The following is a 24,705-nucleotide window of genomic DNA, read 5'->3' as shown; positions in this document are numbered from 1 at the left end:
TCCTCCAATTGCCTTTAAACCTAATTCCTAAACCAATTCAACGCATGAACTCAAACCAAGTTTCCCGACGCGATATCCTCAAAGCAGGGGCTATCGGTTCGCTGGCAGCGGTTGGGATACCTACTTTTATTCCGGCCAGTGCTTTCGGGGCCAATGACCGCATCCGCGTGGCGGTTATCGGCATCAACGGTCGCGGAAAAGATCACATTCAGGGCTTGCAAAAGCAGAAAGATGTGGAAGTAGCCACCCTCTGCGACGTCGATAGTGACGTGCTGCGCAACGGCGCGGCTGAGTTCGAAAAGAAGTACAACAAGAAAGTCCAGACCCTAAGCGACTTGCGGCAGGTCTACGATGACAAAAACATCGACGCCGTAACCATTGCTACCCCAAACCACTGGCACGCGCTGGCAGCTATCTGGGCGTGTCAGGCGGGGAAAGACGTGTACGTTGAGAAACCGGGCGCGCACAATTTGTACGAAGGTCGTAAACTGGTCGAAGCCGCTACCCGCTACAATCGGATCGTTCAGCATGGGGTTCAGCTGCGGAGTTCGGTAGCCATTCAGGAAGCCATCAAACACCTGCGCGACGGTCTGATCGGGAAGGTGTATATGGCGCGGGGATTGGTGTATAAATGGCGTCCCGACATTGGTGACAAAGGCACGTCGGCGGTACCGGGCGAACTAAACTGGAATCTTTGGCAGGGACCCGCCCAAACCCGCGATTTCAGCAAAAACTACGTTCACTACAACTGGCACTGGTTCTGGGAGTACGGTAACGGCGATATTGGCAATCAGGGCATTCACGAAACCGACCTGTGCATGTGGGGGCTGGACGTTGGTTTACCCGAAGAAATCACCTCGTCGGGTGGTAAGTTTCTTTGGAAAGACTGCAAGGAAACGCCCGAAACGCTCACGTCCATTTACAAATATCCCAAAGAAGGTAAAGTCATTCAGTTTGAGGTTCGCCCCTGGATGACCAACAAAGAGGATGGCGTTGAAATCGGTAACATTTTCTACGGCGACAAAGGCTACATGGTCATCAACGGTTATTCGGATTACAAAACATTCCTGGGCAAAGAACGTACGCCCGGTCCCGCCCGCAACGAAGGGGGTGATCATTACGCCAATTTCATCGAAGCCGTGCGGACGCGGGACAAGTCGAAACAGAACGGCCCCGTCGAAACGGCTCACCTATCGTCGGGCATTGCGCATCTGGGCAATATCGCGTACCGCCTGGGCCGTACGCTCCATTTTGATCCAAAAAACGAAGTATTTGTGGGTGACAAAGAAGCCAACCAGATGCTGACCCGCAAGTACCGCGCTCCGTTTGTCGTTCCCGAAAAAGTATAGCGATTCCGTTTTCCTGGTCTTACGCATAACCGCCCATGAAACCATTAACTACTTCTGAACCAATGACTACGCAACGCACCGTGATGGGTCACCTCCTGCAACTCCCGGTGCTGGTAGCGGCATTAGGCTATCTGGTTGACATGTACGATCTGTTTCTGTTCAGCGTTGTACGGGTTCCCAGCCTCAAGGCACTCGGCATTGACGGAGACCGGTTACTCAGCGACGGAATTTTGCTGTTGAACGCCCAAATGGCGGGTCTGCTCCTCGGGGGTGTCTTCTGGGGAATCCTGGGTGATAAACGGGGTCGGCTGTCGGTTCTTTTCGGTTCAATCCTGCTGTATTCGCTGGCTAATATTGCCAACGGCTTTGTCACCTCGCTGGATCAGTATGCGCTACTCCGATTTGTGGCGGGCATCGGTCTGGCGGGTGAACTGGGAGCAGGCATTACACTCGTCACCGAAATTTTGCCCAAAGAAATTCGCGGGTACGGTACCACGCTGGTGGCTACGATGGGCGTGCTTGGTGCTATTCTCGCGTATTTTGTCGCCGATCTGTTCGACTGGCGGATCTCCTACTTTAGCGGGGGTGGTATGGGGTTACTCTTATTGATGCTGCGGGTAAACGTGTTGGAATCAGGGCTTTTCGTCAAAGCGAAACAACGGGTGTTACCGCGGGGGAACGTTGTCATGCTGTTTTCGTCCGGGCGCAGGTTAGCCAAGTATTTCCAATGCATTCTGGTCGGGCTACCGATCTGGTTCGTCGTTGGCATCCTGATTACGTTCTCGCCGGAATTTGGGAAAGCGTTAAACCTGAGCGAACCCGTCGTGGCGGGCAAAGCCGTTATGCTTAGTTTTTCGGGGCAGGTTCTGGGCGATCTGGTCAGCGGATTTCTTAGCCAGTACATGCAAAGCCGTAAAAAAGTGATCCGTCTGTTTATCCTGCTGTCGCTCGTTTTTATGCTTGTTTACCTGCTGGCTCCCTTACGCGACACCACACTTTTTTACGCCGTTTGCGTCTTTTTGGGCTTCACCAATGGCTACTGGACGCTTTTTGTTACGATTGCGGCAGAATTGTTCGGCACCAACTTACGGGCCACCGTAGCGACGACCGTTCCGAATTTTGTTCGGGGTGCTACGATTCCGCTCAGCGCACTATTTATTCAGTTGAAACCGTCTTTGGGCACGATTTACAGCGCACTGGCAGTAGGGCTTTTTACACTGGTCTGCGCACTGATCGCCCTCTCTTTCCTCGACGAAACGTTCACCAAAGATCTGGATTACGTAGAAGAAGTTTGACAGATTCAACTAACAAAAAAGCGCGCCGTTGATGCAACGACGCGCTTTTTTTATTGAACTAACGTAAATAATGGGTATTTTTTTGTCATCCCGGCGGCCCGGTCCTGGCGTCGGGATGACAAAATTAATGCAAAATCCATTGATAACTGTTTGACTATCAATGAATATAATCCATTGTTTACACTGAACTACTGTCTTATTGCTCCATGTCACTGCCTTTTTTGCAGCAGCCCGGCAGCTTGTTATAACTAGCCTGATCAGCCGCTACTTCTTCTGCGTCGTAACCCGTTTTGCTGATGTTTGCTTTCAGTTTGGCAACGTCCGTCTTAGCCGGGTTGTATTTGATCGTCACGATTTTTGTTTTGACGTCGAGATCGGCTTCTTTAACGCCTTTTTCAAAGCCAAGATTACGCTCAATGCGCGATTTGCACATACCGCATATGGCCGACGTTTTGATCTTTACTTCTTTCTCTTTGTCGTCGCGGGTAGGTGCCCCGGCGAACAGATTACCTACGAGCATCAGTGAGGTCAGGGCGGTCAGAAATAGGTTACGTAACATAGTCATAGCTAACTGGTTTATGGTAAATTTTAAACGAAAATTCAGTGAGAATGGTGCCCGTTCATCCGATGCATTGTTTTCATCGTCATCAGGCTAGGCGACAACCGCAAATAAATCTGTCCAGACACCGGGGTTGTACCGTACAACGTCTGCAAGTCGTGGTCGGGTTTAGCCGCCGTCACTTGCGCGCCCAGCACGAGGTCTGTATTGTAACGCTGCGCTAATCGATAATTCATCCCGAGCGTCAGATTATTAATCAGGTAGCTTTTGCCGTGATCGTGTGCTATAGTTTCGTCGAAAGGAATGCTTAACTCTTCCGCCGATTTGCGAATATTTTCGTACCGGCCATAAAAGGCAAATCGATCTACTTGCAAACTACTTTCGGCCAGATACGAGTTTTCATTGGCGTCGTTGTTGTTTTTTCCCCAGACAACCGCCGACGTTATGTATCGTCCTTCGCCCAAGCCTTTACTATGCAAAATGGATGCCGTTGTCCGCGTTACGTTTTCGTCGGGGTGCGCATCTTCGGGACTGTGTAGATACCCCTGCGAAAATTGCAACGCCAGCGACGGCGATGGATTGACGGACACTCGATACGAGTAGCTATCGAACTTGGGCTTGTCGAAATTATAGCGATTTTCGTCAGGCTCGCGCCCTTTGAAGGTCGACCCTTCCAGCTTGACCCATTTGTACCGGAAGCCAACAGTAGCCACGCCAAACAGGATATGCGTTGCATCCTGCCAGTGGTGACCCAACGGTGCATCGGGGTTATTAAACGACGAAATTCGGTGCATGAACGCGGGCGGGCCGAGGGCCGGTTCGCCGGGATAACCGACGTATCCGTATAAATCAATGTCTTTACTGAACGCGTGGCTGTAACTGACCGACAGCTCCGACACTAGATCATGCGGGTGTTGTTTGTCGATAAGCGGCTGACCTTTGTAGCTCTCACCCGTTTGGAACAACAAGGGATACCCACCGTTCGTGACCGTCAGCGGATCGAGCGAAAGCATGGCCCGCACCTGAAACAGTCCGCGCTGGCCTACTTTGCGTTGGGCCATACCCATAAACCAGTTGGGGGCACCAAACTGGCGTCCGTTACCGCGCCGGTCAGGATTGTTGGTATTTTGGCCGGTGTAGCGCAGGTAAATCGCGTAGTGAAGCATGTAACTCCATCCCTTTTGCGTCGGGTGGGTCATGTAGGCATACATCGGCGTGTTATCGGGATGCCACGACGTACCCGATCCATTCCGATTCATCGGCAAATGGCGGGAAAGCGAATGAGTCATACCCATTGTCGTGTCCATCGTGAGGCCGTAATTGGTCGCTTTCATTTCCATCCCATCACCGTCCATGTTCATACCGGCATGCGCCGAATGATCCATCGGTTTTGTCGTGTCCGCTTTGGTACGCGTTGACAACGGTTTCTTGGGCAAGTCCTTGCCGGGCATATCCTTGCCGGGCATGGACATACCTTCATGATGCTGGTGCTGGCCCAGCGCCAAACCAGCAGACAAAAAAAGGCAATAAACGAGTACGAATTTATTCATCAGATTGTACGAAAAAAGCGGGATGGTGTTTTCAACGCCACCATCCCGACTCAGGACTAAGCGGCCATTTGGCGGCATTCTTCCGCGCATTTGCGGCAGGCTTCGGCACAGGCTTTACAGTGGGCAAAGTGGTCGGCATGTTTTTCGCACTCGGCGGCACAGGCTTCGCAGGCTTCCGCACAGACTTGCATGAACGACTTCATGAAATCCGAACCGCGGGCCGTCAGACGACCGCATAAGGTGCAGATATCCGCGCAGTCGCGGCAGAGCTTAATGCAAGCCGTCATGTCGTGGCCCCGGCTATCGACATCCCCCGATTCAAGGCAGGCGGTAGCGCATTCTTCACAGGCTTTGGCGCAATCGAAACAAGTATCTACGTGCGAGGTCATTGTCTTATTTTCCATGATAAAACGTGAGTTTTGTCCAGCTGACCACCATTGGTCTACCCAAATAACTACCCGGCTTCCATTCAGTTTTTACATAATTACGGACAGGATTTATTGACAGGTCTGGTCGTTATTATAGCTGCAACTCACTCTCCTTCCCGCTTGAACACCTCGTCCAGACTCCGCCGATTGCCAAAAGCGGCTTTGCGGAACTGTCCCGGCGTTTGCCCCGTCACCTGCCGAAACTGATTCGACAGATGTTGCACGCTGCTGTAGCCCAAACGCCAGGCGATTTCGCTTAGGGTCAGCTCATCGTACCGCAGCCATTCTTTGACCTTTTCTATTTTTAGCGCGATGATGTATTTCTCGACCGTATGCTCTTCACTGGCCGAAAACAAGCCGCTCAGGTAAGAGTATTCGTAGCCGAGTTTACGCTCCAGGAACGTCGAATAATTTTCGGTTGGCAGCCGCTCCCCTTTCAGGTGTTGAATTTCATTGATCAGCAGCACCTTCATGTGCTCCACCAGCGATTGTTTTTTATCCTGAACCAGGTCAAAGCCATTCGCCTGTAAGGTTTGCTGAACGGTATCGAGCGTAATCGTCTCCGGCAACTTCGCAATGTCTACCTCGCCAAGCTCCAGCCGGTCTACGGTCAGTCCAAGCCGTTCGAGTTCTTCCCGTACGACGCGCTTGCAGCGGTCGCACACCATATTTCGGATTGTCAGTGTCATTGTCGTCTTGAGCTAGGGGTACGCTTATTTTTAACGCGGCTAAAACAGCGTAATCAGCACCTAGATTTGGGGTTTGAAACGAAAACCAGCGTATACCATCTGACCCGTTATGGGTCCCCACACCTGCGAACCCGCGTCAAAACCAGGGCCGAACGGGTCGTTCGGGGCAACAATCGGATTCTGTTGGCGGAAGCCCGTCAGGTTTTCGCCCCCCAGGTAAATCTCCCAGCCACTTTGGAAAGCCCGGCTTACCTGCGCATTAAGATTGTAAAAGCCCGGCGCATTGGTAACCGGCATGTTTTCGTAGCCCGTATGCACGTATCCTTCCCCCAGGTACGGGATACGCCGGGGACCGTTCCATTGCAGGGTTGCATCGACCTTCCACTTATCGAACGGCAGGGCGTAACCCGCGTTAAGCAGAATACGATCACGACTCACCATCATCTTGGGAAGTAGCCGCTCCTCACCAAAGGGCGCACCCATGCTTTGTTTCACGTCGAATAGCCGGTAAGCCGCCTTAATGTCAAAACGCCGGGTTGGCTGCACGTTCAGTTCGACCTGAAAACTGTTGGCAAACGATTGGCCGCGCAGATTGTAGAAGTACAACTCGCGCGGATGTTCGAGATCGACAATCAGTTGATTCTGAAAGTTCGTCCGGAAGTAGTCTACCGTCAGGGATGCCTTTTTGGAAAACAGCTGAAAATCATTGGTAAGCCCAAGCCCGTAATTCCAGGACACTTCGGGCCGCAATGACTCGGTCAGCACAACGGTTCGCGAACTGACCAGGTAGCCAAAATTCTCCGCGAACGGATTCGGTACCCGAAAGCCGCGACCCGCCGACGCCCGAACCGTGAGATTGTCGCTTAGATTGTATTTGAGATGAAGCCGGGGGGTAAACTGCGTACCGTACAAATTATGGAAATCGACCCGGCCACCCGCTACAACCGTCAGCTTTTCGGGGTAGATGTACGTGTACTCCGCAAACGCACCCGGCACCGACTCCGTACGGGCGGTACGAATGATTTTATAATTTTCGCGGTAATCGTCCAGCAGATAACTCAGTCCTGCTTTGACGCTGTGGTTTGTATTATCAATAATCGTCTGGTAGATCAGATTGGCGTACAACGTCTGCTGCCGACCGTCGTAAGGCGAAAACCCGAAACGAGCCGTCTGTTCGTGGTGAACACCGTTCAGAATCAGCCCTAAGCCTTTGTACGGTTTGTCGGGGTACAGCTTGGCCGTTTTCGAGAAAAACTCCAGCCGTTTCGTCGTATTCAGAAAACTGTAGCGGGGAGCCATTCCGCTCTGTTCACTGCGCGACAATTGGCCACCGTCCCGGTCTTCGTAGAGCGCCTTGACACCAAACTGCGCCATAAATCGTTCGCTGCTGTACTTGTACCGATTGATGGCGTTGACCTGCGTGTAAAGCGGTAAATCCCGGAATCCGTCGTTGTTCTGATCAATTTCCGTACGCTGCGTACTGGCATGTCCGAGCACGCCCATACTCCATTTTTTACTCAATGCTTTTGACCAGTTGGCGTTGCCCTCGACTCGCCCGAAGCTGTTTACGTAGCCGTTCAGAAAAAGGGTTTGCTTGTCATCGGGCTTCTGCAACTCGACGTTCATCTGACCGCTCATCGACTCGTAGCCGTTCACGACCGAGCCCGCTCCTTTCCCCACGTCGATGCTCGTAATCCATGTACCCGGAATGTAATTCAGCCCGAAGGTCGTTGCCAGTCCCCGCACCGTCGGTATATTCTCGACGTTTGTTTGTACATACTGACCGCCCAATCCTAAAAACTGAATTTGCTTGGAACCGGTAACGGCATCACTATACGATACACTGACCGACGCGTTGGTCTCAAAACTTTCCGACAGATTGCAACAGGCAGCTTTGGCGAGTGTTCGTTGCGTAATCAGCTCCGTCTGAATGGGATTGATCCGGTCGATCTGACCCGGCGAGCCCGAAACCGTCACTTCCTGCAACGTCCTTTCGGAGCGGAGCGTAATCAGCAGTTCAGCGGATGAATTCGTAACCGCGAGTGTATCCGATTGATAACCAACATAACTAGCGATTAGCTGCGTAGCCGTTTGGTGAACGGGCAGCGAAAAACGACCAAGCGAATCGGTAACCGTTCCGGATGATGTACCTAACCAACGTACAGTCGCGCCAGTCAGCGGTACTTGTTTTGCGTTAACAACTTCCCTGACAACACCCCGAATTGCGGTTTCCTGACCAAAAATGAGTGATAAAACGGGTGGTTTTGATAGCGTAGAATCGGACTGCGCCAGCACTGGCGACATAGCCAATACGGCAATCCCTATAAACAGAAATTTCATGAGTTCGTTGATTGATGGACAAACACAAGACAGCCGTGTCAGCACGACACCGCCTACGTGGTTTCATCAACGAATCAAATCAGGAGACTACGAACGAGCGTCAGAATTTCGCGCCCGGATGGCGAAGGAGGGTCCGTAGAAATCGTAGCCGCTACGGATGCGTTGCGGTCAAAAACCCAATCAACAAGCCAGGCCAGCACAACGGTGACCCCCGCTAAGACCGACTCAGTGACCGTCTTGACGAACTTGGCAACCAACTGACTCAGCGACGAGCTAACATCTACGTTTTCGTAGCGCTGATCGTCCTGGCAGCATTCGGTTTTCTTGATGATAGTCTGATCCGACAGAATGGACTGCTTACGATCGGCACAACCCGTCTGCGCTTTAGCATCGCTAAAAGCGACCACCATTGTCTTTTTCTTTCCGCGCATCTGGCACGTATGCTCCACCAGACCAAATCCCGTACTGCTGAGCAGTATGACACAGGCCATTAGTAGGTTGAGCAGCTGGAACAGAGTGCGTTTCATAGTGGCTCAAAAGTAAAACGGGTTCCTTATAAAAGCAAACCCGCCCGCGAGAACTTCGTAATTGTGCAATGCTATTTTGTAATTATATAACAAAGCATTTCGTAAGCGGTCGTTTACGGACAAAGTCAAACACGGTCAAGGTATCTTTTTGACTATGGCAACGGGTTTGCAACAAAAAAGCGGGCCAACAATAACTGTCGGCCCGCTTTTCGTTACCATGTACAGAACGCTACTCCGCACCTTCCATCACTTCATTTAATGGGCGCAGATTGCGTTTTTCTTCTTCGCTATACGGGAAGATATCCAGAATCTTCGTTGTGTTTACGTCGGTCACCTCAAACGGATCGAGCGCCGTTTTCAGGCTAAGTTCAACGCGTTCGTAAGCCTGCTTCGGATTTTCGGCGTTGACGAGCATCAAACTTGGCGATTTTTTCTGTTTCCCCGTTTTTTCGTCTTCGGTGATAAACATCGCCTTCACTTTATACCAGGTTTCGCCACCGTCTTCATGATGCAATACATCCGCGAGTTTCATGCGGGAGATGTCGGTAATCTCGAAGTCAGGCGTATTGGCGGCAATCTCCTGATAAAGCCGGGCTTCAGCATCGGTATAGCTAATGGCATCGACCAGATAAGCCTCCGTAACGGTTTTTTGCTTGATAAACTCTTCGTTCCGCGTTCCCACATTGGTATCGTCAATGGGTTGCTGATAACGGATTTTTCCGAGGAACCAGTTAGGCATTTTTTAGTGATTTAATACATAGACAAAACAGAAAACAGGGGGCAAAAGTGCCTAAAAATTGGGCAAATCCCATACGGTAGCGCTCTTCATCGAATAAGATTTTCATTGCTTGAACCTTGTTCCTAGACCGTAAATTTTTCTGGTTGGGCACACTTAAAGGATGAGCGCAGCGCCGTTTTAATACACCGCTCAAATTTTTTTAGCGTAGTGAAACGTTTTTTTTCGATTACGTGTATATACATTAAATGCAGATACAAGCATTAGCTAAACGATAACCAAAACTCAAAGTATCATGGAAGCACAAGCAACCACCGCCACCACCTGGATCATTGACCCTTCGCACTCTGAAGTTCAGTTTAAAGTAAAACACCTGATGGTATCAACCGTTACCGGTTTATTCAGCCAGTACGAGGGCAAACTGGAAATGGTCGGCGATGACTTTGACGATGCTAAAATTACGTTCTCAGCCGATATTGCCAGCATCAGCACAGGCAACGAACAGCGCGACGGCCACTTGAAATCAGCGGAGTTCTTTGATGCTGAGCAATTCCCACAACTGACCTTTACCTCCACGAAGTTTACGAAAACAGGTGATGACACCTACGACCTGACGGGCGACCTGACGCTACACGGCGTTACCAAATCCGTAACGCTGAAAGCGGAATACGGTGGACAGATGCAGGACTTCTACGGCCAGACTAAGGCTGGTTTCGAAGTAACGGGTGTTATCAAACGCAAAGAATTTGGCCTTACTTGGGACGGTGTCACTGAAGCCGGTGGCGTTGTCGTAAGCGACGACGTACGGCTGGTTATGAACATTCAGGTTACGAAACAAGCGTAATCACCTAGGTTTATATATATCGTGAAGCCCATCAATGGCTACGTTCAATCCGGGCGTGGCTATTGATGGGCTTTTTTCGTCCAAGACGCCTAACGTTAAACTTTTACCGTCATATCTATCTCGTGTACACGGCTTGTAGTAACCGTTAATTTCGGGTGTTCTTCTTATCTTTGAAGGAAACAACCGCACTGGTGATTACGCTCAATCGTCTATGAGAAAAGGGCTACTTTTCGTGTATTTTTTGGTTAACGTACTGACTTTACAGGCCCAGCATCCGTTCGGCAATGAATGGATCAGGCCGGATCAGAGGTACCTGAAATTTTCGGTAAATAAAGCGGGCGTATACCGGATCTCGTATCAGGACATCCAGGCAGCGGACCCTTCTTTTCTACCAACGAATCCGGCCAACTGGCAGCTGTTCTTTCGAGGCCAGGAGGTAGCCCTTCGCGTGGTCGGCCAGCAGGATAGTCGCTTTGATCGTCAGGATTACCTGGAATTTTACGGCGAAGGAAACGATGGTAGCCAGGACTCCTTATTATACCGTCCCCAAAAACGGCTGCACCCCTACCAAAGTCTCTTTTCGGACGAAACCGCTTATTTCCTTACCAGTAGTCCGTCAGTAACCGGCAAGCGCATTCCTGAACTGAATCTTACGGCAAAAGGGCTTACCGCCGAAGCGTTTCACGTCGAAGAAACCGTTCAGGCATTCACCAGCGAATACACGTTTAATCCGCTGAAAGGGCTGGAACCCTTGTTACAGCACAGCTACTACGAACCCGGCGAAGGCTGGTCAGGCCGCTTGCTTACCATCGATTCCGTCGGAACGGTTCAGTTGCCGTTAACGAACCGAGTAGCTGCCAACTGGCCGATCACGCTGGAAGCTATGGTAAATGGCCGAGATTATTCGAACCATACCGTACGGGTAACGCAGGATGAGGACGCTAGCAACCCACTGGCTACGCTCAACTTTTCGGGCTTTACGAGTCAGCTTTTCCAGCAGCAGATTTCCCCCTCCAGCCTTAAGAGCGACCAGCTACGGCTGACATTCAAAGGCGAACGCGTCGGCTTTTTCAATACGTTTTCCATCACCTACGCGAAGATCTCCTACCCGCAGGCGCTGGACATGACAGGCCAACGGTCTAAGCTTTTTCATCTTCCGGCAAAATCATCAGCAACGGCCTTGTTGTCCATAAAAGGCGCTCCGTCGGCGATTGTGGCATACGACATTACTGATAAGTTCAATTGCCGGTACGTCAATCCACTAGCAGCAGGTGATCAAATGACCATCGTGGTTGATGAAGCCACACGCAGCCGAACAATTTTGGTTACGGATCAAATCGAAAAACCGCTGGCGATTAAAGCGGTGCACTTTAAAAGCACCTTCTCAACGACTGCCAATTACCTGATTCTTACCCACTCGACGCTACAGCAATCGGCGGTAGCTTATGCAAATTACCGCGCTTCCGACCAGGGCGGCAGTCACAAGCCCTTGGTTGTATTTGCCGATTCGTTGTACGACCAGTTTAATTACGGGGAAAAAAGTCCGTTGGCGCTCCGGCGTTTCGCGGATTTTATGCTGGCACAAGCGCCGATCAAAAACCTGCTGCTGATTGGCAAAGCGTGCAGCTATCCTTACTTCGTCAAAACGGCCCCCGACGATTTGGTACCGACTATTGGCTATCCAGGTTCGGATATTTTGCTGACCGCCGGGCTGAACGGCTATTCGCTCAACACACCCGCCATTCCTACGGGGCGTCTCAACGTTACGGCGAACGAGCAGGTTTTTGCGTATCTGGAGAAAGTTAAACAATTAGAAAACACAACTCCTAACGGTCTGTGGCGCAAGAACATCATTCACATCAGCGGAGGAAAAAGCAAAGAAGAAGCCCAACGTCTGCGCGGTGCACTGAGTACGTTGGGTGATGTGTTTACCAATGGACTTTTGGGTGGGCAGGTGAACGCCTTTAGTAAAAACAACACCTACGAAGAAGTCGAACCGCTCAACATTACGCCACTCGTCAACGATGGAGTCGGCCTGATTACGTTTTTCGGACACGCGGGTCCGTCCATTACAGACATGAACTTTGGGTTTGCCTCTCCGCTGGAAAATGGTTACCGCAACAAGGTCTACCCGCTTATGATTTTCAACGGTTGCGGAGTCGGTGAGATTTTCTCCCGCTTCACTACTTTATCCACCGACTGGCTGCTGGCTCCCGAAAAAGGCTCGGCTCTCGTGCTGGCCCACTCCTACCTGAGCTTCGAGCAACCCACCAGCAAGTACCTGTCCCGCCTGTATGCCAGCCTGTACACCGATCCAACTACACTGGGTATGCCGTTCGGAAAAGTGCAGCAACGACTTAACATGGCCGCCGAAAAAGAAGGCATCGATTTGTATGATACATCGGTCATGCTCGAAATGGTCCTTCAGGGCGACCCTGCGCTAAGTCTATACCCGTTACCCAATCCCGATTACACGGTTGGTCAGAAAGGGATCTATCTTCAATCCTCGGTGGGGGGTAGTTCGATCAAAAATAGCGATTCGGTCCGCGTTGTTATTCCACTGGCTAACCTGGGACGATTCGCTTCCGGCCAGCCCGTGACACTGTCGCTCAAAAAAACAACGAACACCGGAACATCAGCCACGACGCTTCGCTTCGATGCATTCCGCTACCGTGATACATTGACATACACGATTCCCAAAGACGCAACTCTTAGCAAAATTGATGTTGTGATCGATCCTACCAATCAGATCACGGAACTGGACAAAGCCAACAACAGCGCCAGTCTACGCATCGATTGGGCACGGGCGGAAGTGAGCAGCAGTTACCCCGCCGACGCGCTTCCTGACGTGGTCAGCCCGACGATGACCGTTTTTATCAACGGCGCGATCAAAGAAAACGGAGCGGTAGTCGATACAAATCCGAAAGTCGACGTTTACTTAACCGACGAAAACGCCTTAACACCGGGCGACACCAACGCGGTAGAACTTTACCTGAAAGAATGCGCGACCTGCGCTCAGCAAAGACTATACGCCCAGGCTACCAACACCGCTATCTCGGCCAATCAGGTCCGGGTATCGACCCGCGTAACGCTCAAAGCCAATACGACCTATACGCTTATTGTTATCGGGAAAGATGCCGCTGGTAACCGAACCCAACCGCCCTACATCGTTAACCTGACGACCCTTGGTGCTGACGAACCCATTACGGTACAAACGTATCCGAATCCGGCCTCGACCTACGCGAAATTCGAACTTACGCTCAATGTGCAGGACCTACCTATAGCATCACAATTAACGGTGTACAATACATCTGGAGAGCGGGTGTTCGAGGGTACTGTTCCCCTATCGATGGGCAAAAATACGGTTCTGTGGCAGGGAACAGCGCCCGGTTTGTACCCGTATCAGTTGCAGCTAACCTGGAAGGATGGCCGAACCCAACTGTTTACGGGCAAAGTGCTCTGGCAGCCTTAAGGCAGGTGGTTGCTCGACACCAATACCCACTTCTGACGGGTTCCTGACTCAACAATACCTTTTCCAATGCAATCGGGCGACGTTTGGCAGTAGGCTAGTGACACGTTTTCGCGGTAAACCAAACCAACATTCGAGGCATACACCTGGCGATTTTTCTGCTGGCTGATCAAGGTTGAATCGTTGGCACCAACCACCGAAATGGTGTTGTCGAAACGACGCGTGTCAAGCGTAAACGAACGTCCGCTGTCTTCGTAATGAAGCAGTGTATCGGGTCTAGCGTTGTAAATATTTGTGTTCCATGACGTCGTGGCGGCAATCGGGAATAGCAGCTTGACAACCGGTACGTTGTTTTCTAACCGAACAACTTCCGACTGGTTTTTGTACACGGTACGAATCGCCGTCAGTTGCCAATCCGGTTGCGACGACGTTTTAACGGATTCTTCCATCAGAAAAAAAACCTGCCCGTTCTGGGTGTACGAACTGCTAATTTTTTCCTGCACCTGGTACACACGCTCAGCAACGGGATTGGTAGATGAGTACGCATTCTGCGTCACCTGATAAATCCAGTAATCGCCCACTTGCAGCGGGAAATAAGCGGTATCGGCAGGCACAGGAACGGTCGACGATTGCTGACAGCTTTCACCGATACCGAGAAAAATCAGTAAAATGAACGCGTACAATCGGCCTTTTATGAGCATAGTCGGAATTGGTTAGTAACGGGCGGTGGCTTAAACTAGCAAACTGGTGTATATTGCCCCGGTTAGGTTAACAGGCTGTTTAAGCCGAGCGAAGATACGAAAGAAGTAGTTTGTCAACCTTCTCAGTTAGTACCAAGAATGGGCGGAATCGCTGGAATAATTCGATTTGATGGCCAGGCTATCGACGTAGCCGATGCAACGAAACTGGCAAACCGGTTAGCGCATCGGGGCAAAGTGACTAGCAGAACCATCGATCAGGGAATTTTACTGAATTTTGGCGGAGATATTGAGGTCAGTCAAGCGTCGTCCTCCCCTGTTTACACAACTGCCGATGCCGATATTTTTTCGGGAACGTCAACTCAGTCATTTACTCAGGCTTATCGCGACAACGGTCCGGCTTTCTTCGATCAGATAAACGGTGATTTTGCCGCTTTCGTATGGGATACCAACCAGCAGATGCTTATCTGCGGACGTGATCCACTGGGTGTGAAGCCGCTGTATTACGTGCATCAGGCAGGTCGTTTTTTCGCGTTTGCCTCCGAAATAAAAGCACTGTTGGCGTTGGCGGAAGTCGTCGTAACCCCGAACGAACACAAATTCAGCGAATACCTGACGTGGATCGCCGATTATGTACCGTACAGCGCAGAGACATTCTACGAAGGTATTTACAGCGTTCTTCCCGGCCATTCCGTTCAGATTACGGCCCACCAGCTACAGATACGACCTTACTGGACCATAAATCTTTCTCGGTTCAGCGGCCTCAACGGAACAGACGCGTATGCATCGGTTTTCAATGATTATTTTACGACCGCTATTGACCAACGCATTCAGGGAAAAATTGGCGTTGGTGCTCATTTGAGTGGTGGACTGGATTCTTCGTCCGTTAGTTGCGTCGCGCAGTCGCTGCTAACAAAACAAAGCCAACCCGCGCTGCATACGTTTACCATCGACACCCAACAGCCCTCCGCCGACGAGAGCGAATACGTGCGGGCGGTACTGGCTCAGCACCCAATGCAACAGCATACGGTTCGTCCCGTGGCCGATGTGCTCGAATCTGTCCTGACCATCAACCGGCTTTTCGACCGACCGGAGCACTTCATTATTCCGTCCAGTTTTCACCTGAGCGTCTCGCTGGAAGCCCAGCAGTTAGGTTGCGACATCATCCTGACGGGCCACGACGGCGACAGCGTTGTCACCCACAGTTTCGACTTTTTAGATGAGTTATTCGACGCTCAGGATTGGGAAGCGCTGCTACTCGCCTGTCAGCAATTTATCTCACCTAGCGATCGGAACCTGTCTTATGTAAGCCCCAACTGGTCTAGCCTTCCTGACCGGACGAAGCTGGAGAAGTACATCGTGTATTTTTTGGGTACAAAGCTGAAAAAACAGCTCCAGACCCGGCCCATCGGTGATGTTTGGCAGACGATGCGGACACAAAAAAGAGTATTCAACCTTTCCACAACGGCACTCGTAGCAAACGTCTATAAACGGCTGAAGGACAAGCTGGCTCATCGACGGCTCATCAGCAACGCGCTTAGCGCCGATTTTAAGAAACAAGTTTCGCCAGGGCCAGGCCAAACAACCAAAGAGCTGACGACTTCGTTGGAGACGTCACTCAACAAACCCGTCCGGCAGATTCTGAATACGACGAACGTCATCTGCAATGAACAGCTTAACCACATCGGCGCTCATTACGGTCACCAGTATTCGTTTCCTTTCTTCGACAGAAATGTCATGGAGATCGGGCTGGCAACACCGTTGGCTGTCGGCTTCGACAACGGGCGCGGACGCGGCTTAATCCGCCACGGGTTGAAAGACGTTCTGCCAGCGGCCATTACCTCACGGCTAACGAAAGCTAATTTCGTCGAGTACGGTAATCTGTCAGCTCAGCAATTGTACAAGGCAACTTTCGATCATTTTTCGACGCCAGGTCATCCGATCTGGGGCGTAATCGACCGCACGGTGTTCACAAAAATCGTTGACGTTGTTTTCAATCCACGCATTCCGGTTGTCAAAAAAACCCGCTACAACTGGTTGCTCAGCCGCATCATTTACCTCTCTCTCTGGCTCTCTTCGCTACGAAACGACGCGAACGAATCAGGTTCCATTCGCTAACTACCGTCAAATTAGGCTAATCCTTTTCGGCGCTGGCCGGTTAATTAAATAAGTCACTGTTTAGGATATCTCAATGTAGACAGTGAATGGCAACTATGCCGAGTATAGTTTAACCGCAAATTTCATGGCAACAACAGATCTAACCCAGAGTCAGGACCCACGTGAGCAGTACCCAAAACCGCCTTTTGAGCAGCAGCAGGCAATCGATTATCCCGGTCGGGACGCCGAAATGAACCCAATGGCTGATTACGGCGAACAATCTTATAAAGGCAGTGGCAAATTAACGGGTCGCAAAGCAATCATTACCGGTGCCGACAGCGGTATTGGCCGGGCCGTCGCGTTGGCTTATGCCCGCGAAGGAGCCGATGTTTTGATTTCGTATCTGGAGGAAGATAAAGACGCTCAGGAAACAGCGCGGCTGGTAGAGGAGTCAGGCCAGAAAGCCATTATCGTCAAGGGCGATATTCAGGAGGAAGCGCACTGCCAGGAACTGATTCAGAAAGCGATTGATGAATGGGGGCAACTGGATATTCTGGTTAACAATGCCGCTTTTCAAATGGCCCGCGAATCGATTGACGAGGTAGCGTCGGATGAAATCGAAAGAACGTTTCGAACCAACGTTTTCGCCATGTTTTACCTGTGCAAGGCGGCCATGCAACATATGAAACCCGGTGGTTCGATCATCAATACCACGTCGATTCAAGCGTATCAGCCGAGTTCACAACTGCTGGCCTACGCAGCCACCAAAGCGGCTATAGCCAACTTCACCAAAGCGTTTGCGGAAGCGGCTATCGAACAGGGAATCCGGGTGAATGCGGTAGCTCCCGGCCCCGTCTGGACACCGCTGATTCCATCAACCATGCCGGAAGAGAAATTCAAGAAATTCGGCGAAGAAAGTTATTTCAAGCGTCCAGCGCAACCCATCGAATTAGCCCCGGTTTATGTGTTACTAGCCTCACAGGAAGGAAGTTACATCACCGGAATGATTTACGGAGTTACGGGCGGTAAACCTATGGTATAAGTATTGCGCTCATAACGGTAACAAGACATTTGCCCTTGTTAAGCGAAAACGTGTATTGAGACCGACTAAGCCTTGTATAAGGCATGGTACCGTAGCCAGATTGACCAATATCCGCATTGGTCGATCTGGCTACGGTACTGTCATAATTACCCGGACGTAGCCTGATTCGTTCTAAAGACACCGAAGAGCATCTGTTAGCTCAACTCGCTATCGATTGGGAGACGAATGATGGTGGCCGCCTTGCGCGGTATTGTCTATTTTTAGCTGACGAATCTCACCCTGTTGCCAGGCATTAGCTCCGGGTTGAATAGCGGGCGTTGGGATGTCGGCCCGATTTTTCCTTTTTTTTTCGCTTGATACCTTAAACCGTTCGTCGCGTTCTTTCAGCATCGTTGGATCAAGCATACCGTCTTTGGTAAACCCCATCATGATTAGTGGATGCCCCATCGGCAGGGTTAGATCCTGGTCGGTATGCCAGGTATGAAATGTCTTGCCATAGGTCGATACCAACTCCTCCATCAATTCATGCTCCGCCACGTCGGGCAGACCCGGTGCAATCAGTTCTCCCGATTTCACTTCGTATACATGACTGTGCCAAAGCTTTCTTTCTTCGGCTGGTAACGTCTTGAACAGCTTTTCGGAGACGATATACTCGACTCCCATGATTTTCGCCTTGTCGGTGTTCCCGTCGTAAATAATGCACTGAGTCAGGTCCTCGTTGATTTTAGTACAGTAGTGATGCGCTTCCATCTGAGCCTTTGTGTCTCCGTTGTAGAAGTGAAAACCATCCAGGTACATATTAAGCTTAGAGAGCGGTGTTTTGTCCTGAAGAAGATCAGCGCCCGCTTCAAGAACGTTGGTTTTCCCCGCTTTTTCCGCACCGGGCGATTGAACATTCGACGATGTGTTATCGCCACCACAACTTAACAACAGAAGAAAGCTAAACAGCGCAGGGGCAACGCGCAGAACGGATTTTTGCATAACGGAGCAGGCTTTTCAGTAGGTAACCCGTTATGTGAACAATACGCATCCCCCTGATCGGTTAGTGAGCTTACGGGCTCCGCTAACCGTTGTTTTATAGGCCTTATCCCGTCTATCAACAAGTCTGCACTTGATAAATACTACGCCTTTTTTAGTTTACAAAAAATTACCATTGAAAACATTTAAGCGCGTTTAATAAACAAATTCATTAGATGAATACCCGTAACAAGACTAAAAAAGTTCTTACAAAAAAGACGCTCATCCACATGAAAGCTCAACGTAACAAACACAATTTAAAGCAATATCGAACGCCAGTTATACCAAATTCATCCACCAGCACGCCACCAGCCGTTAGCACCAACGATCAACGACTTGTCTGGAAAAAGCTTCAGACGGTCCTTCGTCATTTGGGGATTCCGGTCTGATAACGGCCAAAAAGCGTTGGCAAAAACCTTCAAGGATAGCGCCTAGCGTACCTTGACGATCTCTCCGAAATAATTCATATAGACCGTATAGTCCGACGTTTTCTTGCTAACCGGCTCCATCAGCCGCATGGTTAGCGTAATGTATTTCTGCCCGTTGAAGGTTGGTTTGTAGAGCGTATTTTGCAGGACAGCTTCTTCAATGGGTGTATCGTTTTTGGTAAAGTACACCAGGTCGTCTTTAGTCAGCGTTCGCTTGAACACTCGGCTCCCTGACTTTTTGTTCGCCAGCACCGTAACCATATTATTAAAGTAACAGCCCTTGGTCGTTTGCGTTGCACTGGTATCCTGCTCTAGCGTAATCGTAACTTTTAGCGGTTTCGCCGACTCCTGATACTCGTTGGCTTTACCCAATCGTTCGGCTCCTATAATCGACTGGCAGTTCTGGCGCTTCGGTGCTGCACCAACCGAATCGGCGGTGGATGCTATAACTTCGGTGGGTTTGTCCTTTTTTTGTTCGGAACCGCCACAGGCCGCGAGCAAACCGGTGACGAGCAAGAGTAAACGTGAATGTTTCATACCGCAAATGTCGTACTTATCCAGCAGTTAACGCATATTTTTATGCCCAACGCTGCGTGATGGATGCCACCTTATCAATCAACTCGTACATGCGTGTCTCGGTAATTAGACGCATAAAGATTGGGATTTTTAGGCCGCCGGGCTTAACTTAACCTACGCATCAACTAATGATGAACGAGCCTGCCAACAATGAAAGGAAGTAAATTGGATTTTTGCCTTAGCAAGGGCTATTTTCGAATGCAACAGGATCTGTTTACCTGTCGCTACGTATTTTTCGATGATACATTTTATTCGGTGCACTGGCTGCGTCTTGTGCTCCCCAATGTTCAGTTTGGAACAAAGCAACGACGATTGCTTCGAATAAACGAAATCTATTCGGTATCGGTAAAACCTTTCTCACTTACTCAGGAACTGGAAGGGTTGTATAGCCTTTATCGACAGTCCATCGATTTTGATGCTCCCGAATCGGTTGAGTCCTGCCTACTGGCTGGTGCTACCTATAATTTGTTCGATACGAACGTTGTTGAAGTACGCGATAAAGGCATGTTGATTGCCGCCGGGATCTTCGATGCTGGTCTGGAAAGCATTGCGGGAATTATGAATTTCTACCATCCAGCCTACCGCAAACAGAGCTTGGGAAAATTCCTGATGCTCCAGAAAATCAATCACGCCCGTTTTAACCACAAGATCTACTACTACCCAGGCTACCTGGTCAACAATTACCCTAAGTTCGATTATAAGTTGTTTGCCTGCGAATCAGCTACCGAAGTGTTCGATGACGGTAGCGACCAGTGGCTTCCTTTTTCCTGGGAGACCATCGCGATGCAGGCAGGTTTTTACCCGTGACCTACGCTGAGCGGGTAGCCGGGAAAAACCGGGACAAGGAACGCATCGCCCGAACAAATACGGTCACGAACCCAAGCTCTTTCGGAACGTAAATCAGCTGCTTACCGATTTTAAACGTACTCGCCCGAAATACGCGGCTCGTGCCAAAGGTCGTGAAAATGCGCAGCCGCTTACCAAATTGCGTTTGCGCTTTCGAAAAATAGGTCATCTGGCTCAGCACAAGCTTACTGAAAGCTAGTGGCTCGTCGGCTTCCCAGTTTTTTTCGTAACGAGCTGCCAGTTGTCGTACACTTTCCGCGTCTACCAATGTCTGCACAGATGCGGGTACCGGTAATTTCCAGATTTGCTGACACCAGTACAGACCGACCAGAAAAATTTGCTCCATGCCATAACGGCGCATCTCCGCCAATAGCCACGACCAGTTGATATCCTTGTCTTTAAGCAAAAAATAAAGATCATTGATGTAATACAACTGCTGCCAGATATTTGTCACGCCGTGGTGGGTCACCAGCAAAATAACCTGTACTTCTGTCTGGTAATCGGCCTGCGTCAGCAGGTCGTCTAGTTCAAAGGAGGCATAATCTTTATTGAAACACAGCAGTTTCCAGTGAAGGTCAACGTCGAAATAGTTGTTATTGAAAAAAGGTTTGAACAAGCTCACCTCCGACAATTCGGTCAACAAGCGTTGCTCGCCATCCTGGTAGTAAAGCGTGTGATTTTGGTTCAGCTCGTACTGGTTGGCGCGTAACAGCTCAATGGTCCTGAAGGCGTCCTCCACGCGAACTAGCACGTCAAGATCTCCGCTAATCCGCAGACTTCCCACTGGGTAGCAATGCTCGGCCAGGTAAATTCCTTTGAAGGCAATATGCGCAATACCGCTGTCGGTCAGGAGTTTGTCAAGCAATCGGTACTGGTGCAGCTTGATCATGTTATCAGCTGCTGCAACCTGGTAGCTAGTCCGGAGAGCTGCTACTAATGAATCGGGAACGTTCGGCAGGCTTTGCAGCGATTGGTACAAAAAAGGCGTAAGCCGATGCCGGTCGGCCAGTCTGTACAACCGATCCCAATCAAGTTTGTATTCGCTTAAAAAACGAGTCAGCTGTTCTTTTTTTTCTACCGGCACATCCGTCGTGCAAACCAGCTGCAACAACCGGATTTCGGGAGAATGATCGGCGTTCATTTACAGGGTAGTTTTAAGATACGCAACGAACTCGTGCAGTTTGGCAAAGTTGGCTGGCCGGTTCAGCTTAAAAAGCGGTATCGACGACGCTATCACAGCACTTTTTTCAAAATACGCTTTCAGGGACTGGCCGGTCAGCAGTAAGTCAGGCAAGGGAAAATGATTGAGCAGTTCGATTGGGAGCTGGCTTTTTGACACTTGCTTGGGCGTAGGCTCTGCTCCGTCGGGCGGTTCCAGCACAAAAATTCGTTCCAGCGGAACGGCTTCTTCCGCAAACGCGACGGACTCGTGCCAGGAAAACTTAGTCAGCCCCTCCCGCACGGGTGTTAGGCTTGTTTTGTCAAGCTGTAAACCCTCCACGGCGCTCTCCCAGATTTTAATCTGCGAAAAGGCGGGAATCAACAAAGGCTTCTGGGCTTCATCAAACCGAATACAGACCATATCATCGCTGAGCACGGGTATTCCCTGTTGCGCAAAAGCCGCTACGGTTGTTGATTTACCCGCTCCGGGCAATCCCAGAAAAACCAAGCCTTTGTTGTTGAGTTGAATCGCGCTTCCGTGTAATAAAAAGTATCCTTTCTGGAAAAGGATAAGCCCAAGCGCTTCGCTCAGGGTAAAAAGCGCCAGTAGTTCTTCGTCGGTCTGGTCGGTGTCCAGCGTCAGTTGATGGCCGTCAACCGCCAGAAACCGCATCAACGGCGACCAATCGAGCCACAGATTATTCGAATCATTGCGGGCAAATTGGGCATTCAATCCGCTCCGGTAAACTTTCGTGGTATGCAACGGCGGGCTCGCTGGTAATTGCTCCCGCTTTATCGTTAAATCGACTGTTGTTGGCTGTATTTCCGTCAGTTGAGGCAGCGCGATTTCAGAACTAATGGCTAACCCATAGGCGGTGTAATAATAGTTGCTTAGCTCCATTCTAAAATCGGCTGAAAGGGTTGCCCTTCCTGTTCGCCAAGGATAATTCTACGTTGATAAACAAGCCAAGCATGCGCCGAAAAATCCTGCGTACTGTTTTTTTGAACGCCTATGCATAAACGAACACTAGCGTCTTGCTTCAGTAACCATTTAGCACTTAGCGCCTGAACCAGACAGGTAAACCCGAGTGGCAATCGGCTACTCACCACACGAACCGCCCAAACAACGTCGCTTACACAATGCTCGTCAAGCGTCGGTGAAGAAACAGATTCGGGCTGTTCTTTCCTGAGAAAGAATTTGAAGGGTAAAACAAGTAGTAGCCCTTTGTAAACGGCCAGCGTCAGAAAAGCTTCGATCAACAACCGCTTTCTACGACCGCTTAAAGCCGCTAGCCTGACAAGACTAGGCTGTCGTTTCGATGAGTTTCTCATTCAGAAGCGATTCTAAAAAGTGGTTTAGTTCCTCCTGGCAAACGGCTTCTTCTACCTCAAATTCATCGAGCAGTCTTTCTTTGATTTCTTTTACAGACAGGGTTTTCTCCTGCTGCAAAAGTGACCAAATAAAGCTTCCCAGCTCGTTCAGTTCATAATAATTACCCAGTTCGTAATTTAACACAACGGTTTCATTACCGAGAACCGATGAAGACTGACTCGAAGCGACCTGAATCCGAGTATCGGGTGTAATATCCATATAAAAGAGTACGATACAGGCTGGAAATTAACAAAAATAGCTTGGTCCGTCAAGTTGTCGACAAACCAAGCTAGTATAATTAGGCTACTCTTTTCGATTAAACGAACGTACCGCCAAAGCCATCGGTGTTAGAACCGACTTTTAAGGTTAACTTTTTCACGTTACCCAGCACTTTCAGCTTGGGTGTTTTATAGGCTTTTTTAGCCGAAGGGGTTATTGACTGGTTGATGCGCTTATTCATTATGATTAAGATCTTAAAGTCTTGAATGAGTTTCAGATGAACGGATTAACCGCTTTCACGCCTTTTGAGTGAACAAGTCAATTCATTGTGATTGACCGTATCTCACTCGCCAGGAAACTATTCTACCACTATCCGGTGCTGACGGGTTTGGCCGCGCTCTTCAACGGTCATGATGTAAATACCGGCGGACAGGTTACCTTGCGCTCTCAGCATCAGATTACCGGCCTGAACACCTGTCTTCTGAATAGGCAACTGGCGACCATCAGCGCTCAGGAATTTAACCACGGCTGTCTCGGGCTCATCCAGGCTCAGCGCAAATCGTTGATCTCTAAGCACTGGGTTCGGATATACCCCATAGGCACCTTCACGCAAAACAACCGATACAGCCGGGAAGCTGGTCGCTTTACCGCTCAGATCGAACTGCGTCAGGCGGTAGTAGCTCGTTCCGGAGAAAGGTGTCTGGTCAGTCAGTTTGTAATGCTTCTGCGCATTGCTGTTGGCAGCTACCTCACTGATTTCATCCACTTTTTCAAAAGACTTCAGGTCTTTACTACGCTCAACCAGGAAGCCTTTGTTGTTTGTTTCCAAAGACGTAGTCCAAGCCAGATCAACCGTACGGTTTTCGTTGGCTTTAGCCGTAAACGAAACTAATCCCACCGGCAAAGCGCCTGCAGTCACGGTTATGTTTCCGTTGGCATTATCGTTGGTTGGAAGGTTGGTACCCACCGCTGGCGACGAGACCGCGTTGATACTGATGGGAGCGGGAGTACCCGTAGTTACCGATAGTCCTACTACGTTCAGTGTAAACAAGTAATTAGCGTTACCTGGCACATCACCTAAGCTGCTGGTCACCGTAACGATCGTCCCGACAGTAGGACTGTACGTGCCAATGTTTACCGTTAGATTGGACGGGGTAGTCGTCGTTGAAAAACTCGATCCCGTAACACCGATGTTTGGCGGCAGGTTGATCGTGTACCTTGCATTATTAGCCTGAGGAATAGCGGTGGAGCTACCGTTACCAAAGTTTGCCTGAACAGTTCCCACTCCACCCACTGAGATAGAACCGGGAACAGAAGCGATCCCACCTACAGACGGATCCTGAGCGTAGCTGGCAGACCACGCGCCTGCACTTAATAGAAAAATTAGTAAAACCTTCCTGATCATGGTTGTAACTTTTTTGATTAAAAACGTTTATTATTGGCTATTTCACCAACACCTTAAT

The 24,705-nt window shown here is 50.0% G+C and carries 24 protein-coding genes; 8 read left to right on the top strand and 16 right to left on the bottom strand.

Going from position 1 to position 24,705, the window contains the following annotated elements; all coding sequences use genetic code 11:
• The first annotated feature begins 44 nt into the window (after positions 1–44).
• Positions 45–1,349 (top strand): Gfo/Idh/MocA family protein, encoded by a 1,305-nt coding sequence (locus LQ777_RS09165; RefSeq protein WP_232562214.1) that lies wholly within the window; start codon positions 45–47, stop codon positions 1,347–1,349.
• Between the two features lie 62 nt (positions 1,350–1,411).
• Positions 1,412–2,644: an MFS transporter gene (locus tag LQ777_RS09160; RefSeq protein ID WP_232562213.1), complete on the top strand. Its 1,233-nt coding sequence runs from the start codon at positions 1,412–1,414 to the stop codon at positions 2,642–2,644.
• 196 nt (positions 2,645–2,840) lie between these two features.
• On the opposite strand, the gene LQ777_RS09155 is transcribed toward LQ777_RS09160, so the two are convergent.
• From LQ777_RS09155 to LQ777_RS09125, 7 genes are all read right to left on the bottom strand, one after another.
• Positions 2,841–3,203 carry a heavy-metal-associated domain-containing protein gene (locus LQ777_RS09155; protein ID WP_232562824.1) on the bottom strand — a complete coding sequence of 121 codons (363 nt, stop codon included), beginning with the start codon at positions 3,201–3,203 and terminating at the stop codon, positions 2,841–2,843.
• Positions 3,204–3,244: 41 nt separating this feature from the next.
• On the bottom strand, positions 3,245–4,753 hold the full coding sequence (locus LQ777_RS09150) for a hypothetical protein (protein WP_232562823.1): 1,509 nt from the start codon (positions 4,751–4,753) through the stop codon (positions 3,245–3,247).
• 56 nt (positions 4,754–4,809) lie between these two features.
• Entirely contained in the window at positions 4,810–5,157 is a 348-nt protein-coding gene (locus LQ777_RS09145) for a four-helix bundle copper-binding protein (protein ID WP_232562212.1), read from the bottom strand.
• A gap of 128 nt (positions 5,158–5,285) precedes the next feature.
• Positions 5,286–5,870 (bottom strand): AraC family transcriptional regulator, encoded by a 585-nt coding sequence (locus LQ777_RS09140; protein WP_232562211.1) that lies wholly within the window; start codon positions 5,868–5,870, stop codon positions 5,286–5,288.
• Positions 5,871–5,930: 60 nt separating this feature from the next.
• A complete protein-coding gene (locus LQ777_RS09135) occupies positions 5,931–8,210 on the bottom strand; it encodes a TonB-dependent receptor (protein WP_232562210.1) in 2,280 nt (759 codons plus the stop codon).
• Positions 8,211–8,284: 74 nt separating this feature from the next.
• On the bottom strand, positions 8,285–8,737 hold the full coding sequence (locus LQ777_RS09130) for an HYC_CC_PP family protein (protein ID WP_232562209.1): 453 nt from the start codon (positions 8,735–8,737) through the stop codon (positions 8,285–8,287).
• A gap of 229 nt (positions 8,738–8,966) precedes the next feature.
• Entirely contained in the window at positions 8,967–9,476 is a 510-nt protein-coding gene (locus LQ777_RS09125; protein WP_232562208.1) for a DUF4494 domain-containing protein, read from the bottom strand.
• Positions 9,477–9,768: 292 nt separating this feature from the next.
• On the opposite strand from LQ777_RS09125, the gene LQ777_RS09120 reads away from it, so the two are divergent.
• Positions 9,769–10,317, top strand: a complete 549-nt coding sequence (locus LQ777_RS09120) for a YceI family protein (protein WP_232562207.1) — start codon at positions 9,769–9,771, stop codon at positions 10,315–10,317.
• Positions 10,318–10,528: 211 nt separating this feature from the next.
• Complete coding sequence (gene porU2 / locus LQ777_RS09115) at positions 10,529–13,789, top strand: putative type IX secretion system sortase PorU2 (protein WP_232562206.1); 3,261 nt, start codon at positions 10,529–10,531, stop codon at positions 13,787–13,789.
• On the opposite strand, the gene LQ777_RS09110 is transcribed toward porU2, so the two are convergent.
• On the bottom strand, positions 13,786–14,487 hold the full coding sequence (locus LQ777_RS09110) for a hypothetical protein (protein ID WP_232562205.1): 702 nt from the start codon (positions 14,485–14,487) through the stop codon (positions 13,786–13,788). The two genes, porU2 and LQ777_RS09110, sit on opposite strands and share 4 nt — an antisense overlap.
• 138 nt (positions 14,488–14,625) lie before the next feature.
• Here LQ777_RS09110 and LQ777_RS09105 point away from each other — a divergent pair, with 138 nt between their 5' ends.
• Positions 14,626–16,602, top strand: coding sequence for an asparagine synthetase B family protein (locus LQ777_RS09105; protein WP_232562204.1), 1,977 nt, complete (start codon positions 14,626–14,628; stop codon positions 16,600–16,602).
• Between the two features lie 124 nt (positions 16,603–16,726).
• Positions 16,727–17,623: an SDR family oxidoreductase gene (locus tag LQ777_RS09100; protein ID WP_232562203.1), complete on the top strand. Its 897-nt coding sequence runs from the start codon at positions 16,727–16,729 to the stop codon at positions 17,621–17,623.
• A 207-nt stretch (positions 17,624–17,830) separates the two neighbouring features.
• On the opposite strand, the gene LQ777_RS09095 is transcribed toward LQ777_RS09100, so the two are convergent.
• Positions 17,831–18,604, bottom strand: coding sequence for an OBAP family protein (locus LQ777_RS09095; protein WP_232562202.1), 774 nt, complete (start codon positions 18,602–18,604; stop codon positions 17,831–17,833).
• A 266-nt stretch (positions 18,605–18,870) separates the two neighbouring features.
• On the opposite strand from LQ777_RS09095, the gene LQ777_RS09090 reads away from it, so the two are divergent.
• On the top strand, positions 18,871–19,029 hold the full coding sequence (locus LQ777_RS09090; RefSeq protein ID WP_232562201.1) for a hypothetical protein: 159 nt from the start codon (positions 18,871–18,873) through the stop codon (positions 19,027–19,029).
• A 42-nt stretch (positions 19,030–19,071) separates the two neighbouring features.
• On the opposite strand, the gene LQ777_RS09085 is transcribed toward LQ777_RS09090, so the two are convergent.
• A complete protein-coding gene (locus LQ777_RS09085; protein WP_232562200.1) occupies positions 19,072–19,605 on the bottom strand; it encodes a hypothetical protein in 534 nt (177 codons plus the stop codon).
• A gap of 189 nt (positions 19,606–19,794) precedes the next feature.
• Between LQ777_RS09085 and LQ777_RS09080 the strand changes: the two genes are divergently transcribed.
• Positions 19,795–20,451, top strand: coding sequence for an arginine-tRNA-protein transferase (locus tag LQ777_RS09080; protein ID WP_232562199.1), 657 nt, complete (start codon positions 19,795–19,797; stop codon positions 20,449–20,451).
• A 1-nt stretch (position 20,452) separates the two neighbouring features.
• On the opposite strand, the gene LQ777_RS09075 is transcribed toward LQ777_RS09080, so the two are convergent.
• The 6 genes from LQ777_RS09075 to LQ777_RS09050 form a co-directional block, all read right to left on the bottom strand.
• Entirely contained in the window at positions 20,453–21,631 is a 1,179-nt protein-coding gene (locus LQ777_RS09075; RefSeq protein ID WP_232562198.1) for a nucleotidyltransferase domain-containing protein, read from the bottom strand.
• Positions 21,632–22,552, bottom strand: coding sequence for a phosphoenolpyruvate carboxykinase (ATP) (locus LQ777_RS09070; RefSeq protein ID WP_232562197.1), 921 nt, complete (start codon positions 22,550–22,552; stop codon positions 21,632–21,634).
• Positions 22,543–22,983, bottom strand: a complete 441-nt coding sequence (locus tag LQ777_RS09065; RefSeq protein WP_232562196.1) for a lasso peptide biosynthesis B2 protein — start codon at positions 22,981–22,983, stop codon at positions 22,543–22,545. The genes LQ777_RS09070 and LQ777_RS09065 overlap by 10 nt, the downstream gene beginning before the upstream one ends.
• Positions 22,955–23,242 carry a PqqD family peptide modification chaperone gene (locus tag LQ777_RS09060; protein WP_232562195.1) on the bottom strand — a complete coding sequence of 96 codons (288 nt, stop codon included), beginning with the start codon at positions 23,240–23,242 and terminating at the stop codon, positions 22,955–22,957. The genes LQ777_RS09065 and LQ777_RS09060 overlap by 29 nt, the downstream gene beginning before the upstream one ends.
• 97 nt (positions 23,243–23,339) lie before the next feature.
• The gene (locus tag LQ777_RS09055) at positions 23,340–23,483 is read right to left on the bottom strand and encodes a hypothetical protein (RefSeq protein WP_232562194.1); all 144 of its coding nucleotides are present in this window, start codon (positions 23,481–23,483) and stop codon (positions 23,340–23,342) included.
• A 117-nt stretch (positions 23,484–23,600) separates the two neighbouring features.
• Entirely contained in the window at positions 23,601–24,647 is a 1,047-nt protein-coding gene (locus LQ777_RS09050; protein ID WP_232562193.1) for a T9SS type A sorting domain-containing protein, read from the bottom strand.
• Positions 24,648–24,705 lie beyond the last annotated feature (58 nt).

The organism is Spirosoma oryzicola (genome assembly GCF_021233055.1).
GTDB classification, from domain to species: Bacteria; Bacteroidota; Bacteroidia; order Cytophagales; family Spirosomataceae; genus Spirosoma; species Spirosoma oryzicola.
The sequence above is the reverse complement of the archived record's forward strand: the minus strand, read 5'-3'. Positions and strand labels throughout refer to the sequence as shown.